The 13,870-nt window shown below is 72.1% G+C and carries 13 protein-coding genes; 4 read left to right on the top strand and 9 right to left on the bottom strand.

All coding sequences use genetic code 11. The features are described 5' to 3' along the window. Window positions 1–148: 148 nt before the first annotated feature. From AC29IT_RS13815 to AC29IT_RS13795, 5 genes are all read right to left on the bottom strand, one after another. Window positions 149–1,090, bottom strand: a complete 942-nt coding sequence (locus AC29IT_RS13815) for a PfkB family carbohydrate kinase (RefSeq protein ID WP_488218931.1) — start codon at window positions 1,088–1,090, stop codon at window positions 149–151. Then, window positions 1,087–2,556, bottom strand: a complete 1,470-nt coding sequence (locus AC29IT_RS13810; protein ID WP_488218930.1) for a purine-cytosine permease family protein — start codon at window positions 2,554–2,556, stop codon at window positions 1,087–1,089. The genes AC29IT_RS13815 and AC29IT_RS13810 overlap by 4 nt, the downstream gene beginning before the upstream one ends. 5 nt (window positions 2,557–2,561) lie before the next feature. Further along, on the bottom strand, window positions 2,562–3,578 hold the full coding sequence (locus tag AC29IT_RS13805; protein ID WP_358433713.1) for an ADP-ribosylglycohydrolase family protein: 1,017 nt from the start codon (window positions 3,576–3,578) through the stop codon (window positions 2,562–2,564). Further along, a complete protein-coding gene (locus tag AC29IT_RS13800) occupies window positions 3,575–4,306 on the bottom strand; it encodes a GntR family transcriptional regulator (RefSeq protein WP_358433710.1) in 732 nt (243 codons plus the stop codon). Before AC29IT_RS13800 ends, AC29IT_RS13805 begins: the two co-directional genes overlap by 4 nt. Before the next feature lie 82 nt (window positions 4,307–4,388). After that, a complete protein-coding gene (locus tag AC29IT_RS13795) occupies window positions 4,389–5,621 on the bottom strand; it encodes a hypothetical protein (protein ID WP_488218929.1) in 1,233 nt (410 codons plus the stop codon). Window positions 5,622–6,004: 383 nt separating this feature from the next. On the opposite strand from AC29IT_RS13795, the gene AC29IT_RS13790 reads away from it, so the two are divergent. Next, window positions 6,005–6,895, top strand: coding sequence for a CPBP family intramembrane glutamic endopeptidase (locus AC29IT_RS13790; RefSeq protein WP_488218928.1), 891 nt, complete (start codon window positions 6,005–6,007; stop codon window positions 6,893–6,895). Between the two features lie 16 nt (window positions 6,896–6,911). Here the strand turns inward: AC29IT_RS13790 and AC29IT_RS13785 are convergent, their stop codons facing one another. Next, window positions 6,912–7,586 (bottom strand): response regulator, encoded by a 675-nt coding sequence (locus AC29IT_RS13785; RefSeq protein WP_358433701.1) that lies wholly within the window; start codon window positions 7,584–7,586, stop codon window positions 6,912–6,914. Next, window positions 7,583–8,848, bottom strand: a complete 1,266-nt coding sequence (locus AC29IT_RS13780) for a sensor histidine kinase (RefSeq protein WP_488218927.1) — start codon at window positions 8,846–8,848, stop codon at window positions 7,583–7,585. Before AC29IT_RS13780 ends, AC29IT_RS13785 begins: the two co-directional genes overlap by 4 nt. Window positions 8,849–9,449: 601 nt before the next feature. Here AC29IT_RS13780 and AC29IT_RS13775 point away from each other — a divergent pair. Next, on the top strand, window positions 9,450–9,653 hold the full coding sequence (locus AC29IT_RS13775; protein WP_358433695.1) for a cold-shock protein: 204 nt from the start codon (window positions 9,450–9,452) through the stop codon (window positions 9,651–9,653). Between the two features lie 142 nt (window positions 9,654–9,795). Here AC29IT_RS13775 and AC29IT_RS13770 read toward each other — a convergent pair whose 3' ends face one another. Both AC29IT_RS13770 and AC29IT_RS13765 read right to left on the bottom strand, forming a co-directional pair. Then, the gene (locus tag AC29IT_RS13770) at window positions 9,796–9,930 is read right to left on the bottom strand and encodes an MFS transporter small subunit (RefSeq protein ID WP_358433692.1); all 135 of its coding nucleotides are present in this window, start codon (window positions 9,928–9,930) and stop codon (window positions 9,796–9,798) included. A gap of 12 nt (window positions 9,931–9,942) precedes the next feature. After that, window positions 9,943–11,376 carry an L-lactate MFS transporter gene (locus AC29IT_RS13765; RefSeq protein WP_488218926.1) on the bottom strand — a complete coding sequence of 478 codons (1,434 nt, stop codon included), beginning with the start codon at window positions 11,374–11,376 and terminating at the stop codon, window positions 9,943–9,945. 441 nt (window positions 11,377–11,817) lie between these two features. On the opposite strand from AC29IT_RS13765, the gene AC29IT_RS13760 reads away from it, so the two are divergent. After that, window positions 11,818–12,234 carry a DUF485 domain-containing protein gene (locus tag AC29IT_RS13760; protein ID WP_358433686.1) on the top strand — a complete coding sequence of 139 codons (417 nt, stop codon included), beginning with the start codon at window positions 11,818–11,820 and terminating at the stop codon, window positions 12,232–12,234. Then, entirely contained in the window at window positions 12,234–13,847 is a 1,614-nt protein-coding gene (locus AC29IT_RS13755; RefSeq protein ID WP_358433683.1) for a solute symporter family protein, read from the top strand. The genes AC29IT_RS13760 and AC29IT_RS13755 overlap by 1 nt, the downstream gene beginning before the upstream one ends. Window positions 13,848–13,870: the final 23 nt, after the last annotated feature.

Raw genomic sequence — 13,870 nt, 5'->3', positions numbered from 1 at the left:
GGACGCCGCGGGCCGCCGCGACGCCCGGGACCACCGCGACGCCCGGGACCACCGCGCGACGTCCCGGCCTTCCGCACGACGACGCGGTACTGCACGACGACGCGGTACTGCACGACGACGCGGTGCCGCACGACGACGCGGCGGCCTGCTACCGGACCCGACCGGTGCGGACCACCGCGTCGACCTCCGCGGCGGTGGGCGCGGTGGCGGGGCCGGAGCGGGTGACCGCGAGCGCGGCCGCGATGCCCGCCCGCCGGACCGCGGATTCGAGGTCGGCACCGGCGGCCAGCCGCGCGCACATCACCCCGGCGTGCGCGTCGCCCGCGCCGTTGGTGTCCACCGCGTCGACCGCGGGGGAGGGGCACCACAGCCCGTCGCCACCGGGCCGCGTGAGCAGCGCCCCGCGCGGTCCGGCGCGCAGCACCACCGTGCGGCCGGTGCCGGTGGCGAGCGCCGCGGCGACCGCCGCCGGATCGTCGGGTGGCTCGAATCCCAAGCGCCGCAACAGGATGCGCGCTTCGCGCTCGTTCGTGGTCCACACGTCGGCGCGATCCAGCAGCACGCGCACCGCGTCGAGGTCGGCGTCGTCGATCACGGGGGCGGGATCGACGACGACGCGGCCCGGGGCGGTCGGCAACCACTCCAGCAACGCGGCGCGGTTGGCGTCGTGCACGAGGGAATAGCCGGACGCGTACACGACGTCCGCGTCGCCGGGTCCGGTGCGGCGCAGCTGCTCGGCGTCCACTTCGGACTCCGCCCCGGCGGTGGAGACGAACGTCCGCTCCGCGCCGTCGTCGACGAGCGCGATGCTGAACCCGGTGTCCCGGTGCGGATCGGCCGGTGCGGTGAGCTCCACGCCCTCGGCGCCGAGCGCCGCCCGCACCACGTCTCCGAACGGCCCGGTCCCGTGCCCGCCCGCGTACACGACGCGGGCCCCGTCGCGCGCGGCGGCGAGCATGACGTTCACCCCGCCGCCCGCGAGGAACTCGTGCCCGGAGGCGAACACGTCGCCGCCCGGCGCGGGCACCGCGGGCACCCGCAGCACCAGGTCCACGACGCCCTGCCCGGTGTGGATGACGCGCCCGCTCACCGCGGACCCGCCGCGGAGCGCAGGCCGAACACGGCGTACAGCAGCCCGCCGACGACGGCCGCGGCCAGCCATGCCATGCCGTTCACACCGATCCAGCTGTCGTGCAGCGGCCCGGTGTACCACGGCACGTCGCCCGGCGTGACCTGCATGAACAGCGCGGCGAAGACGATGGCGGCCAGCCACGGGCCGAACGCGACCCACCGCACCCCGCCGCGGTAGTGGTAGGCGCTGCGCGACGTCAGGTCCATCAGCGCCACCGGGTCGTACTCGCGGCGCCGCAGCATGTCGACCAGAAAGATCCCCACCCACGCCGAGATCGGCACGGCCAGCAACGAGATGAACGTGGTGAACGGCCCGTAGAAACCGTCCGCGACCAGCAGGAACAGCAGCGAGGCGACCGTCGTGACCACCACGTCCACGATCACCGCGTACACCCGCTTCACCCGCAGCCCGAGGGTGAGCGTGGTCAGCCCCGCCGAGTACACCGACAGGTGGTTCGACAGCAGCAGCCCGACGAACGAGATCAGCATGTAGCCCACGGCGACCGGCAGCGGCAGCGTGTCGCGGATCGCGTCCAGCGGGTTCGCGGACGTGGCGATCGCCGGATCGGACGAGCCGAGCACCGATCCCATGCCGATCATGACGACCAGCGGGATGCCCGCCCCCGCGGACGCGGACATCACCAGCGGCACCGCCCGCACCGTCGACGCCTGGTAGCGGGCCATGTCCGCCCCCGAGTTCGCCCAGCCGATGCCGGTGCCCGCGACGATGGTCCCGATCCCGGTCAGCACCGCGGCGAGATCCCCGCCGGGGGCGCGGCCGACCTCCGCCCACTCGATGTTGACGACCAGGAATCCGAGGATGACCAGGTTCGCGGCCCCGAAGATCCAGGTGGACCACTTCTGCACGACGAGGATCGCGGCATGGCCCATCCCGGAGACGGCGACGGTGAACCCGACGAACAGCGCCACCCCGATGACGGCGACGATCGGCGCGGACTTCGCGTCCCCGCCGGTGCCCGTGAGCAGCGAGACGATGGTGACGATGGCGAGCGCGGCCGTGGCGGTGTTCACCGTCTCCCAGCCGAGCCGCGAGATCAGCGCGACCGCGGTCGGCCCCGCGTTGCCGCGAGTGCCGAAGAGGGCGCGGGACAGGGTGAGGCTCGGCGCGCCGCCGCGACGTCCGGCGACGGAGATCAGGCCGACGACGGCGAAGGATCCGAACGAGCCGAGGAACGCGACGAGCACCGCCTGCCACGCGGACAGGCCGAGGGCGACGAGGCTGACGCCGAGGGGCATGCCGACCACGGAGATGTTCGCGGCGAACCACACCCAGAACAGCTGCAGCGGATTCCCGGTGCGCTCGGCGGCGGGCACCGGCTCGATGCCGCGCTGCTCCACCGCACCGAGCGCGCCGGCCGGGGGTGCTTCCGGCGCGCTCGCCGCCGGGGATCCGGTCTCGGACACAGGGGTCACCTCATCATCTCCGTTGACGATCGCCGCACGGCGAGGAGCCGCCGCGCGAGTGGTGCCGGTTCCAGGGCGTTGACCGCCAGGACCCGGTGGACCGCCGCTTCGGGGAACGCGGCGGTGCCGTGCACGGCGCCCAGCACGGCTCCGGCCATGGCGGCGACGGTGTCGGTGTCGCCGCCGAGGGAGGCCGCGGTGCACAGCGCTTCGAACGGCGCGTCGGCGCCGCGTTCGACGAGCAGGAGGGCCGCGACGACCGACTCCTGCGACTGCACCGAGGTGCCGACCACTTCGTAGAGGAAGGTCTCGAACTCCGCGGTGCCGAGCCGCCGCGCCTGCGCGCGGAAGGCCTCCAGCCGGGCGGGGATCGAACCGCCGGCCACCCAGTGCCCGCGCGACTCGCCGTCGCGGGCCGCGGTGGTGGCGGCCGCGAGCGCATCGCCGACGTCCGCGCCGCCGACGCCCGCGGACACGGCGGCGGCGATCGCGGCGGCCGCGGAGATGCCGAGCCCGGTGTTGTGCGTGACGCGGCTGGCCTCGACGACCGCGTCGAGCAGGCCCTCGCCGGGGACGTGCGCGATGCCGACCGGCGCGATGCGCATCGCGGCGCCGTTCGTGGTCCCGTAGCGGCCGGTCTCCTCGATGGGGGAGCCCGCCTGCAACTTCGCCAGGGCGGCGTTGGTGGACGGCCCGAGCAGGTCCAGCGAGCCGCGCGCCACCATCACCTGCTCCCAGGCGATCAGTTCCTTGGCGAAGGCGTGCGGGTCGATGCTGCCGCCGCCGTCGGCGACCAGCCGGGCGACGATCATCGCCTGGTCGGTGTCGTCGGTGACGGAGCCCGCGGGCATCCCGGGCGCGATCGGCTGGTCGGCCGCGCCGTCGGTGAAGTCCTCGATCCGGCCGTACCGGGCGCGGACCAGGTCGCGCGGCATGGATTGGGTGGGCATGCCGAGGGCGTCGCCGATGGCGAGCCCGAGCAGGGCGCCGTGCGCGCGGTCGAAGTCGGGGCCCGCGCTCATCGCTGGTCGCCGAAGTTCAGCGCGAGGGTGAAGTACCGCGGGTCGAGCAGCGAGACGACGTGCTCGGCGAACCGGCCGTCGTCGGTGAACGAGGTGCGGGCGGTGCGCAGGAACGCGCTGCCCGTCTCGCGGTGCAGGATCCCGGCTTCCCGCTCGTCCAGCCAGTGCACGTCGGCGCGCTGCGTGCCGCGGGTCAGCAGGTATCCGGCCTGGGCGAGGGTCTGCGAGATCGAGCCCTTCACCAGCCCGGTCTCCGGCAGCTGTCCGAGGGTGCCTTCGGCGGGCACGGTGGAGCACTCGAAGGAGATCGGTTCGACGCCGTCGGCGGAGCGCAGGATGCGGACGCGGCGGATCGCGATGCCTCGTTCGAGCCGGACCTCGGGCGGCAGCAGCGGCACGTCGGCGCGCTCCACGCGTTCGAGGCCGAGGACGGCGACGGTGATCTCGCTGCCGCTGTCGGCGAGGGATTGGGCCCAGCCGCGGTCCTGGCTGAGCTGGTGCCCGTTGAAGATGACGAAGGAGCCGCGCCCGCTCTCGGTGGCGATGAGCCGCAGGTGCTGGAGCTCGTTGAGCGCCTGCCGGACGGTCCCGCGGGAGACCTCGAACTCCTCGGCGAGGCGCAGTTCGCCGTCCAGCTTCTCGCCGAGCCGGTAGTGCCCGTCGCGGATGCGCTGCGCGAGGGTGTCGACGATCTGCTGCCGCTTCCCCGGCGAGACCTGTTTATACATGTAGGTACATGTACAGCAGATCGGACGGCCCGGCAACCGCGAGCTCGTCGACCTGCGGGTTCAGGCCGACGAGCCCGGCCCGCTAGCGGACCGGCCTGCGGTCCTGCTCCCGCTGCAGGGCCCGGAACTGCTCGAACCAGCCGTGGCCGCGGCCCGGCAGCCCGTCCGGGGCCGGCTGCACGGTCTTCGACGCGAAGATGCTGTTGAACAGCCACGGCGTCTTGTCCGGCCCGAAGTCCTGCACCATCGGGGTGTCCTGCGCGACGCCGTAGGTGGCCAGCGCCAGCCGACCGGTCGCGCGGAACCGCTCCACCTGCGCCTGCAGGAAGTGGTCGTGCGCCGCGTACCAGCGGCTCGTCGCGCACAGGTCGTCCCACTGCCGCTGCGGCACCGGGGAGTCGATCGCCGCCTGCACCGCCTGCCACACCCGGGTGCCTCCGGGCAGCCCGTAGCGCCGGGCGTACTCGGCCGCCACCGGTTCGCGGAGCTTCGACTTCCAGAACAGCACCAGCGAGAACTCGGTGACCAGGATGCGCTGGTCCGCGCGCAGCTTCGGCAGCACGTAGTCCAGGTAGGTGCCGCACCCCGCCGGGTCGGCCACGTGCGGGTGGATGTCCACGCCCTCCAGCTCCGGGGTGCGCCGGGCGAAGTCGAGCCAGCGGGCCGTGGCGGCGGTCTGCCCGCCCGGCCGGTCCAGGTGGTTCAGCGCCCCCAGGAACAGCCGGGTGCGGCAGTCCGCGCCGAAGTCCCGCCGCCTGCGGTCGATGACGTGCCGGGCCAGCGCCTCGTAGTACTCGTTGAGCCTGCTGCCGCGGTCGGCTTTCCGGGTCTCCAGGAACGGTTCGTTGCCGATGCACAGCAGGTCGATCCGGTCCAGCACGGTGGACAGCACCGCGTCGAGCCGGGCGAGGTCGGCGGCCAGCTCCGGCGTGCCGGGGCGGGGCAGCGGGCGCCCGGAGTTCTGGAACTTCAGCGACATCGCGGTGCCGTAGCCGCGGTCCGAGGCGTCGAGCAGCAGCCGGATCTCGGGCCGCTGCGCGGGATCGGCGCGGTCGGCGGCGTCCACCACGTGGAAACCGCGCAGCCAGCTCGCGTCGATCGCCCGCAGCTCGGGGAAGGTGACGACGTCCGGGGCGCCGTTGAAGTTCGCGCCCAGCGCGCCGTCCGGCAGGCCGGGCCGTGCGGCGCGGTCGGCTGCGGCCGCATCGACGGGTTCGGGTCCGGCGCCGGGTTCGCGGAGGCCGCATCCGGCCAGACCGGTGCCGGCCGCGGCCAGCAGCAGGCCCAGCCGCCTGCGGGAGAGCTCTCGTCGCATGACGCTCCGTTCCGGGGTCGCGTGATCAGGTCCCGCTCGCGATCGTCCCCGCCCGCGCGGTGCGCCGAACCGCACGGGCGCCGATTTCGGGGCATCCCTCGTGGCGGAGTCCGGTCGGTGCTCGTCCACCGCGTGCCGGTCGGAGCGGGCGTGCGCGGCGAGCACCGGTGCTCCGTGGACCGGCCCGAGGAGTCCGGCACCGCGGTCGGCCACGCGCCGGGGTGGTGCCAGGCCCGCTGGACCTGTGCACCCCGGCGGGAAGGAGGTGGCCCGAAACGCGTCCGCAGCGGACTCGCGCGCCGCTTGCAACTTTGGGTGGAGGCGGCGGGGTTCGATCCTTCGAGGCTCGAGCGGAGGTGGGGCCCGCTGGTTGAGTCGGGGACGTGACCACGACAGAGATCACCGCGGGGGAGACCGCGGAACCGATCAGGGGACTGCGCGGGCTGATCCGCCGCCGTCCGATGCTGAGCTTCTTCCTGCTCGCCAACACGTTGAGCTGGCTGGCCTGGGTGCCCTACATCCTGTCCCGCAACGGGGTCGGGGTGTGGGACTTCCGCTTCCCCGAGGTGCTCGGCACCAGCCAGCTGCTCGGCGTGCTGCCCGGCGCCTACCTCGGCCCGATCGCCTCCGCGCTGCTGGTGACGGCCGTCGCCGACGGGCGCGCCGGGCTGCGCCGGTGGATCGGCCGGATGTGGCGCTGGCGGGTGCGCTGGCACTGGTACGCGATCACGCTGCTGGGCGTGCCGGTGACGATGCTGGCCGCCGGGTACGCCTTCTCCGGCGGGCAGGTGCACGCGCCGTCGATGCTGGCGCTCGCCGCCTACGTCCCCGGGCTGCTCATCCAGATGATCACGACGGGGCTGGCGGAGGAACCGGGCTGGCGGGACTTCGCGCTGCCCCGGTTGCAGCGCCGGTTCGGTCCGCTGGCCGGTTCGATGGTGCTCGGCCCGCTGTGGGCGGTGTGGCACCTGCCGCTGTTCCTCACCGAATGGGGCCGCTGGCCGCACGCGCACTGGAGCCTGCCGGTGGCGTTCGCCGTCTTCTGCATCGCGTTCAACGTCGTCATGACCTGGGTGTTCAACCGCACGGGGGAGAGCCTGCCGCTGGCGATGCTGCTGCACGTGAGCGTGAACAACTTCGCCACGATCATGTGGTCGGAGATGTTCCCGACGATCGACCCGGACCTGGCGATGACCGCGATGGCCTCCGGTGCGGTCGTCACCTGCCTGCTCGTGCTGGTCGGAACCAGAGGACGGCTCGGCTACCGGGGATGAGCGGTGACCGGGCCGGTCAGGAACCCGGCTCGGGAACCGCGACCACGCGGTTCTGGTAGGCCCACACCACGGCCTGCAACCGGGATTGCACGCCGAGCTTCGGCAGCATCCGCGCCAGGTGCGACTTCACGGTCGACACCTCGACCACGAGGGCGCGGGCGATGTCCTCGTTCGACATGCCCTGCGCGAGCAGCAGCAGGATCTCGTGCTCCCGCGGGGTCAGCAGGTCCCCGGCCCGCTGCGCGGTGACCGGTTGGAGGCGGCGGCGGTGCACGAATTCGCGCAGGATCCGCCGGGTCAGCGTCTGGTCGATGGTGCCCCGGCCGGCGGCGACCTGGTGGACCGCGGCGACGATCGCGTCCGGGTCCGCGTCCTTGAGCAGGAATCCGGCGGCGCCTGCTTCCAAGGCGCCGAACACGTAGTCGTCCAGGTCGAAGGTGGTCAGCACCAGCACCGCGACCTGCGGGTCGGCGTCCGCCGCGCACAGCGCGCGGGCCACTTCGATGCCGTTGAGCCCGGGCATCCGGATGTCCAGGCAGGCGACGTCGGGCGCCAGCTCGCGGGCCATCGACAGCGCTTCGGTGCCGTCGCGGGCCAGGCCGACGACCTCGATGCCGGGTTCGCCGCCCAGCAGCGCGGACAACCCGGAGCGGGTGAGGTGCTGGTCGTCGGCGATGAGGACGCGGATCACGCGGGTGCCTCCGGGATCGGTGGCGCGAGCGCCGCGGGGGTCGGGTCTTCGCGGGGGAGCAGCAGGCGCACTTCCCAGCCGCCGCCGGAGGTGGGGCCGTAGTCCAGGTCGGCGCCGACGAGCTGCGCCCGCTCGGCCATGCCGAGCAGCCCGAACCCGCCGCCGGGCCCCGCGCCCGCGGTGGCAGGGGCGCCGTTGCGCACGACGACCGCCAGCCGGTCCGGTCCCCGGGCGCCGATCTCCACCGCGCAGCGGGCGCCCGGGGCGTGCGCTGCCGCGTTGGCCAGCGACTCCTGCACGGCCCGGTAGGCGACGAGCTGGGCGAGCGGGCCGACCTCGCCGGACCCGGAGCCGGGCAGCACCAGGTCGATCTCCGCACCGGCGGCCCGGCGCTGGGCGATGAGTCCGGGCACCGCGTCCAGCGCGGCGACCGGGGCGTCGGCGCCGTGGCCTTCGCGCAGCAGGCCGACGAGCCGGCGCAGGTCGTCGAGGACCGCGGTGCTCTGCTCCCGGATCTCGCGGGCGGCCTGTCGCGCGGCGTCCGGGTCCGAGTCGATCCGGCGATCGATCACCGCGGCCATCAGCGCGATCCCGGACAGGTGGTGCGCGGCGATGTCGTGCAGCTCCCGGGACAGCGCGGCCCGCTGCTGCGACACCGCTGCTTCCAGCAGCGCGCCCTGCTCGCGCCGCAGCGCCCGCGCCTCCTGCTCGCGGGCCTCCCGGGCGTCCCGCTGCGCCGCGATCACCGAACCGGCCAGCAGCGGCAGCCCGACGACGACCAGCGCCTGCGCCGCACCCGCCAGCAGCGCCGCGGGCAGGGCCAGCGCCTCGTCGCGCACCTCGTTGCACGCCTGGGCGACCGCCTCCAGCAGCCACGCGCCGGGCAGCACGATCCGCGGCCACCGCGTCCGGGCCACCACCGCGAGGTACACCGCCGCGATCAGCGCGACCGCGGTGGTGCTGAACGCCGCGTTCGGGCCGAACCAGGCGAGCACCAGCGGTACCCCGGCGACCAGCGGCAGCACCACCTCGGGGCGGCGGTTCGCCCACGTCAGCGCGACCGCCTGCACCAGCAGCACCGCGCCGAGCAGCCACCACCGGCCCTCGCCGGGCGCGGGCAGGTCGCCGAGGGTCGGGTCCGCGGCTCCGGCCAGCGGGATCGACAGGAACAGGGCCAGCGACACCAGTCCGCACCCGGCGGCGACCAGCGGGTTCAGCGGTCGACGCGCGCTGCCGGTCGGTGCGCTCGGCGGGTTGCGCATCGGGGCTCCTTCCGCGCCGGGCGCTCCGCGGTCCGGTCGTCCGCGCCGGTCGCGGCACGCGGCGATCCTAGCGAGGTGATCGCGCCGCCCCCCCCGGCACGCCTGGGTCCACAGTGGAATCACGGGCCGCGTCGACGGCGAGCGGTGGCCGCCCGCTCGCCCGCGCCTCCCGTCCGGTCGCCGAAGGTCGCCCGGTGCCCGGATCCAGGCCGCCCGCGGGCCCGCGCCTCCCGCGCCGCGTGGCGCGCGCTTCCCGTCCGCGGGCCCGTCCCTCCCCGCGCCGCAGGCCCGGCGCTGCTCGCCGCGGCGTGTTCTCCGCCACGATCGGGGGTTCGCCGCGAGCTGAATCCGCAGCAGAGGCGACCACCGGACGGGCGACCCGGTGCAGGTGGGGCCGTTGCGGGGTCGACCCCGGCGCGGCGGCGTGTAAGCTTGGCAGCGGTCGTTGTTTCTGGGTTCGTGTTTTGTGCACGCTCGCAGGAGTGCTGATGCGGGCGAGCTGCTGTCTTGGGAGTAGCTGGAGTAGTCGCCGTCTGAAATCCGCGACCCCGGTGCCGGACCTGGCACCGGAACCGACCAGCTACCAGGATGGAGCAAGAACATGGCACAGGGCACCGTGAAGTGGTTCAACTCGGAGAAGGGCTTCGGCTTCATCGAGCCGTCCGAGGGTGGACCCGACGTCTTCGTCCACTACTCGGCCATCGACGCCGGCGGCTTCCGCACCCTCGAGGAGAACCAGACGGTCTCCTTCGAGGTCACCCAGGGCCCGAAGGGCCCGCAGGCCGAGTCCGTGCGCGTGGTCTGATCTGATCTTCGCCGCGCGAGCGGCGTGACCCGGGCCGGGGAACTCCCCGCGTTCCGGGGGTGATCACAGAACTGAGGCCGACCATCCAGCTGGATGGTCGGCCTCAGTTCGTTTCGCCCGGTCGATCACCGGACGGCGCCGCTCACGAGAACAGCTGCGCCGCCTTGATCACGAGCTCGTAGACGCCGATGGCGAACGGGATGCCCACCCACAGCCAGGACACGGCGAGGAGGACGCGGGTGCTCCCGCTCGCGGGCGCGGTCTTCTGCTCGGTCATCTCTCTCGTCCCTCAGCTGCTCTGCTCGCCGGAGGTGCTGGATGCCGTGGCGGCGTCCTCGTCCTCGTCGGCCTTCTTCGCCGCGGAGTCGTCCGCGCCGCTCTTCTCCTCGGCGTCACGGGAACCGGACGCGTCCGGCTCGTGGAACCGGGAGTGCACCGGGCGGATCAGCTCGTTGGCCACGAACCCGATCACCAGCGCACCGGTCATCAGGTAGAACGACACCGTGTACAGGTCCGCACCGGACTTGCCCGCGGCCTCGCCGGAGTCGGCGAGCGCGTCCACGATGGCCGGCCCGAGCACGCCCGCCACCGACCAGGCGGTGAGCAGCCTGCCGTGGATGGCCCCGACCTCGAAGGTGCCGAACAGGTCCTTCAGGTAGGCGGGGATCGTGGCGAAGCCCGCCCCGTAGAACGACATGATCAGCATGGCCGCCACGACGAACAGGGCGACGCTGCTGTCTCCCGCGAACAGCAGCAGCAGGTACGCGAGCGCACCCACTCCGAGGTAGACCCGGTAGATGTTCTTGCGCCCGGTCCGGTCGGACAGCGCCGACCAGGCGAAGCGACCACCCATGTTGGCCAGGGACAGCAGGGACACGAACCCGGTCGCCGCGGCGACGGCCACCGGAGTGCTGGTCCCGGAGAAGAAGTCCTGGATCATCGGGGAGGCCTTCTGCAGGATCCCGATGCCCGCGGTCACGTTCAGGCACAGCACGATCCACAGCAGCCAGAACTGCGGCGTGCGGAGCGCGTTGTTGGCCGAGACCTTGATGGGGTTGATGCTCTTGGCCACCGCGGCAGGGGTCCAGCCCGGCGGAGTCCAGCCCGGCGGGGGAACCCGGACGAGCAGGATGCCGAGGGTCATGAACACGGCGTAGACGATGCCGTGCACCAGGAACGTGCTGCCGATGCCGCTGGTGGTCTTGCCGAAGGCGTCGAGCATCGCGGTCGACCACGGCGAGGCGATGATCGCGCCGCCGCCGAAGCCCATGATCGCGATGCCCGTGGCCAGACCGGGGCGGTCCGGGAACCACTTCATCAGCGTCGACACCGGGGCGATGTACCCGATCCCGAGGCCGATGCCACCGACCACGCCGTACCCGACGACGACGAGCCAGTACTGCCCGAGGTACATGCCCAGGGCGGAGATGAGGAAGCCCGAGGCGAAGGAGATCGTGGAGACCAGCATGGCCCAGCGCGGGCCGCGGGACTCCACGAACTTGCCGCCGAACGCCGCCGACAGCCCGAGGAAGAAGATCGCCACCTGGAACGGGAGCGCGCTACCGGTCCCGGAAATCTGGAGGCTCGATTCCAGCGGGCTTTTGAAAACGCTCCACGCGTAGGCCTGCCCGATGGAAAGATGGATGGCCAGCGCGGCGGGCGGGACTAACCAACGGTTCCAGGTCGGTGGCGCAACGACCGAGAATCCGTCACGCACTGTCACAAGTAAACCTCCTTGGCACAAGGGGTTCCGGCATCTGGTACCGGAAACGCGCCCCGGCACGTGAGGGGCGCACGAATTCGAGATGCTACCTGCCTGGTCAAACGGGAAATTGGCGAACAATCACGGCGACGTGGTCGGAGGGCTCGACCGTCGATCACTCGAAGTGATCAACCCCGGCGTGCTTCAAGGGCCTTGCTACGCACGGGAAAGCGGCCGGGGAAGTCGGACGAAACGTGCGGTCCAATAACAAAACGCCCCAGTTCCGATTACGCCGGGTAGCGTATCGTGCTGGTCTCGTGACCAATGCTGTGACCGTATCGAGACCAATTATTTGCGCTGATGTAGCTGGAACTTCGGATAGTGCCCGCGCGTGTTTCTAGCGCACGGAGGGGATACACTCCGGATTCCTTGACGCGCGAGCAAGCCCGAAGGACCCACAGCATGCCCCGAACGTCGGAGAACCGAAGCCGAGACCGGCTGGACGGTCAGTACGCCGAACCTAGATTCGGCAACATCTCGAAACACAGCCTCCGGCGCCCGGTGAACTCGGGTGAAACCGATTTTGCCGCAATTCAGGAAAGCGACGATTTCGTTGCCATCCGGCGTCGATTCCGATGGTTCGTGTTCCCGGTGACGCTGCTCGTCCTCGCTTGGTACTTCACCTACGTCGCGCTCGGCGCCTACGCCGAGGAGTTCATGAGCCGGCAGGTGTACGGCTACGTGAACATGGGGATCGTGCTGGGGCTGCTCCAGTTCGTCACCACCGCGATCGTCACCGTGCTGTACGGGCGCTACGTGCGCAAGCGCATCGACCCGCTGGTGGACCGGCTGCGCGAGCAGGAAGGGGCCGACCGCTGATGACGACCACCACCCTCGCGGCCGCCGTCGGCGACCCCACCACCACCGTCAGCGTCTTCGCCGGATTCGTCCTGCTGACGCTGTTCATCGTGTACCGGGTGTCGAACCGGAACACGACCGCCTCCGACTACTACGTGGCGGGCGGCGCCCTCACCGGCGCGCAGAACGGCGTCGCGCTGGCCGGCGACTGGCTCTCCGCCGCCTCGTTCCTCGGCGTCGCCGGGGCCATCGCCGTGCACGGGTACGACGGATTCCTGTACTCCGTCGGATTCCTCGTGGCATGGCTGATCGAACTGATGCTCATCGCCGAACTGGTGCGCAACACCGGCCGGTTCACCATGGGCGACGTGATCGGCTACCGGATGCGGCAGCGGCCCGTCCGCGCGGCCGCCGCGAACACGACGCTGGTCATCTCGTTCTTCTACATGGTCGCCCAGATGGCGAGCGCCGGTGGTCTCGTCGCGCTGCTGCTGGACGTGCAGAGCAAGTTCGGCCAGGCCATGGTCGTCGTGGCCGTCGGCCTGATCATGATCTTCTACGTGCTGGTCGGCGGCATGAAGGGCACCACCTGGGTGCAGATCATCAAGGCGACCCTGCTGCTGATCTGCGTGTCGCTGATGGCCGTGTTCCTCATCGGCCGGTTCTCCTACGACTTCTCCGGGCTGCTGGAGCAGGCGGCGGCGAACAGCCCGCTCGGGCAGGCACTGCTGGAACCCGGCGCGCAGTACGGGCAGACCTCGCTGTCGCGGATCGACTTCATCTCGCTGGCGATGGCGATCGTGCTCGGCATCTCCTGCCTGCCGCACATCATGATGCGGTTCTACACGGTGCCCAGCGCCCGCGAAGCGCGCCGCTCGGTCGTCTGGATCACCTGGACGATGATCGTGTTCTACCTGGCGACGCTGCTGCTCGGCTTCGGCGCCACCGCGCTGGTCGGTTCGGAGGCCATCACCAACGCACCCGGCGGGGAGAACTCGGCGGCGCTGCTGCTGGCCCACCGCATCGGCGGCTCCTGGCTGCTGGGCGTGGTCGCCGCGATCGCGTTCGCCACGATCCTCGCGGTCGTCGCGGGCCTCACCCTCACCGCGTCCGCCTCGTTCGCGCACGACGTGTACGCGAACATCATCAAGCGCGGCAAGGCCGACACCGTCTCCGAGATCCGGGTCGCCCGCATCACCGCGCTCGTCGTCGGCGTCCTGTCCACCGTCGGCGGCATCGCGGCCATCGGGCAGAACGCGGCGTTCATGGTGTCGCTGGCACTGGCGCTGGCCGCGTCGGCGAACCTGCCGACGATGCTGTACTCGCTGTTCTGGCGGCGCTTCAACACCACCGGGACGCTGTGGTCGATGTACACCGGCCTGATCTCGTGCATCCTGCTCATCGCGTTCTCGCCCGCGGTGTCCGGGCGGCCCTCGGCGATGTTCCCGAGCGCCGACTTCGACCTGTTCCCGCTCACCAACCCGGGCATCGTGTCGATCCCGCTGGGCTTCCTGGCGGGCTTCCTCGGCACCCTGTTCGGGAAGAAGGACCAGGACCCGGTCAAGCAGGCCGAGATGGAGGTCCGCTCCCTCACCGGGATCGGCTCCGGCCTCAAGGAACCGCAGCGCGCCTGACACCCGCGCACCACCGCGAAGGG

The organism is Saccharopolyspora sp. MMCC62 (genome assembly GCF_057736575.1).
Note: the sequence above shows the minus strand (reverse complement) of the source record. Positions and strands in the feature narration are given on the sequence as shown.

Excerpts from the sequence above, each read along its gene's own strand:
- AC29IT_RS13805 (WP_358433713.1), bottom strand. The coding sequence starts at position 3,578 with ATGAGCGCGGGCCCCGACTTCGACCGCGCGCACGGCGCCCTGCTCGGG.
- AC29IT_RS13775 (WP_358433695.1), top strand. The coding sequence starts at position 9,450 with ATGGCACAGGGCACCGTGAAGTGGTTCAACTCGGAGAAGGGCTTCGGC.
- AC29IT_RS13770 (WP_358433692.1), bottom strand. The coding sequence starts at position 9,930 with ATGACCGAGCAGAAGACCGCGCCCGCGAGCGGGAGCACCCGCGTCCTC.
- AC29IT_RS13760 (WP_358433686.1), top strand. The coding sequence starts at position 11,818 with ATGCCCCGAACGTCGGAGAACCGAAGCCGAGACCGGCTGGACGGTCAG.
- AC29IT_RS13780 (WP_488218927.1), bottom strand. The coding sequence starts at position 8,848 with ATGCGCAACCCGCCGAGCGCACCGACCGGCAGCGCGCGTCGACCGCTG.
- AC29IT_RS13795 (WP_488218929.1), bottom strand. The coding sequence starts at position 5,621 with ATGCGACGAGAGCTCTCCCGCAGGCGGCTGGGCCTGCTGCTGGCCGCG.
- AC29IT_RS13800 (WP_358433710.1), bottom strand. The coding sequence starts at position 4,306 with ATGTATAAACAGGTCTCGCCGGGGAAGCGGCAGCAGATCGTCGACACC.
- AC29IT_RS13755 (WP_358433683.1), top strand. The coding sequence starts at position 12,234 with ATGACGACCACCACCCTCGCGGCCGCCGTCGGCGACCCCACCACCACC.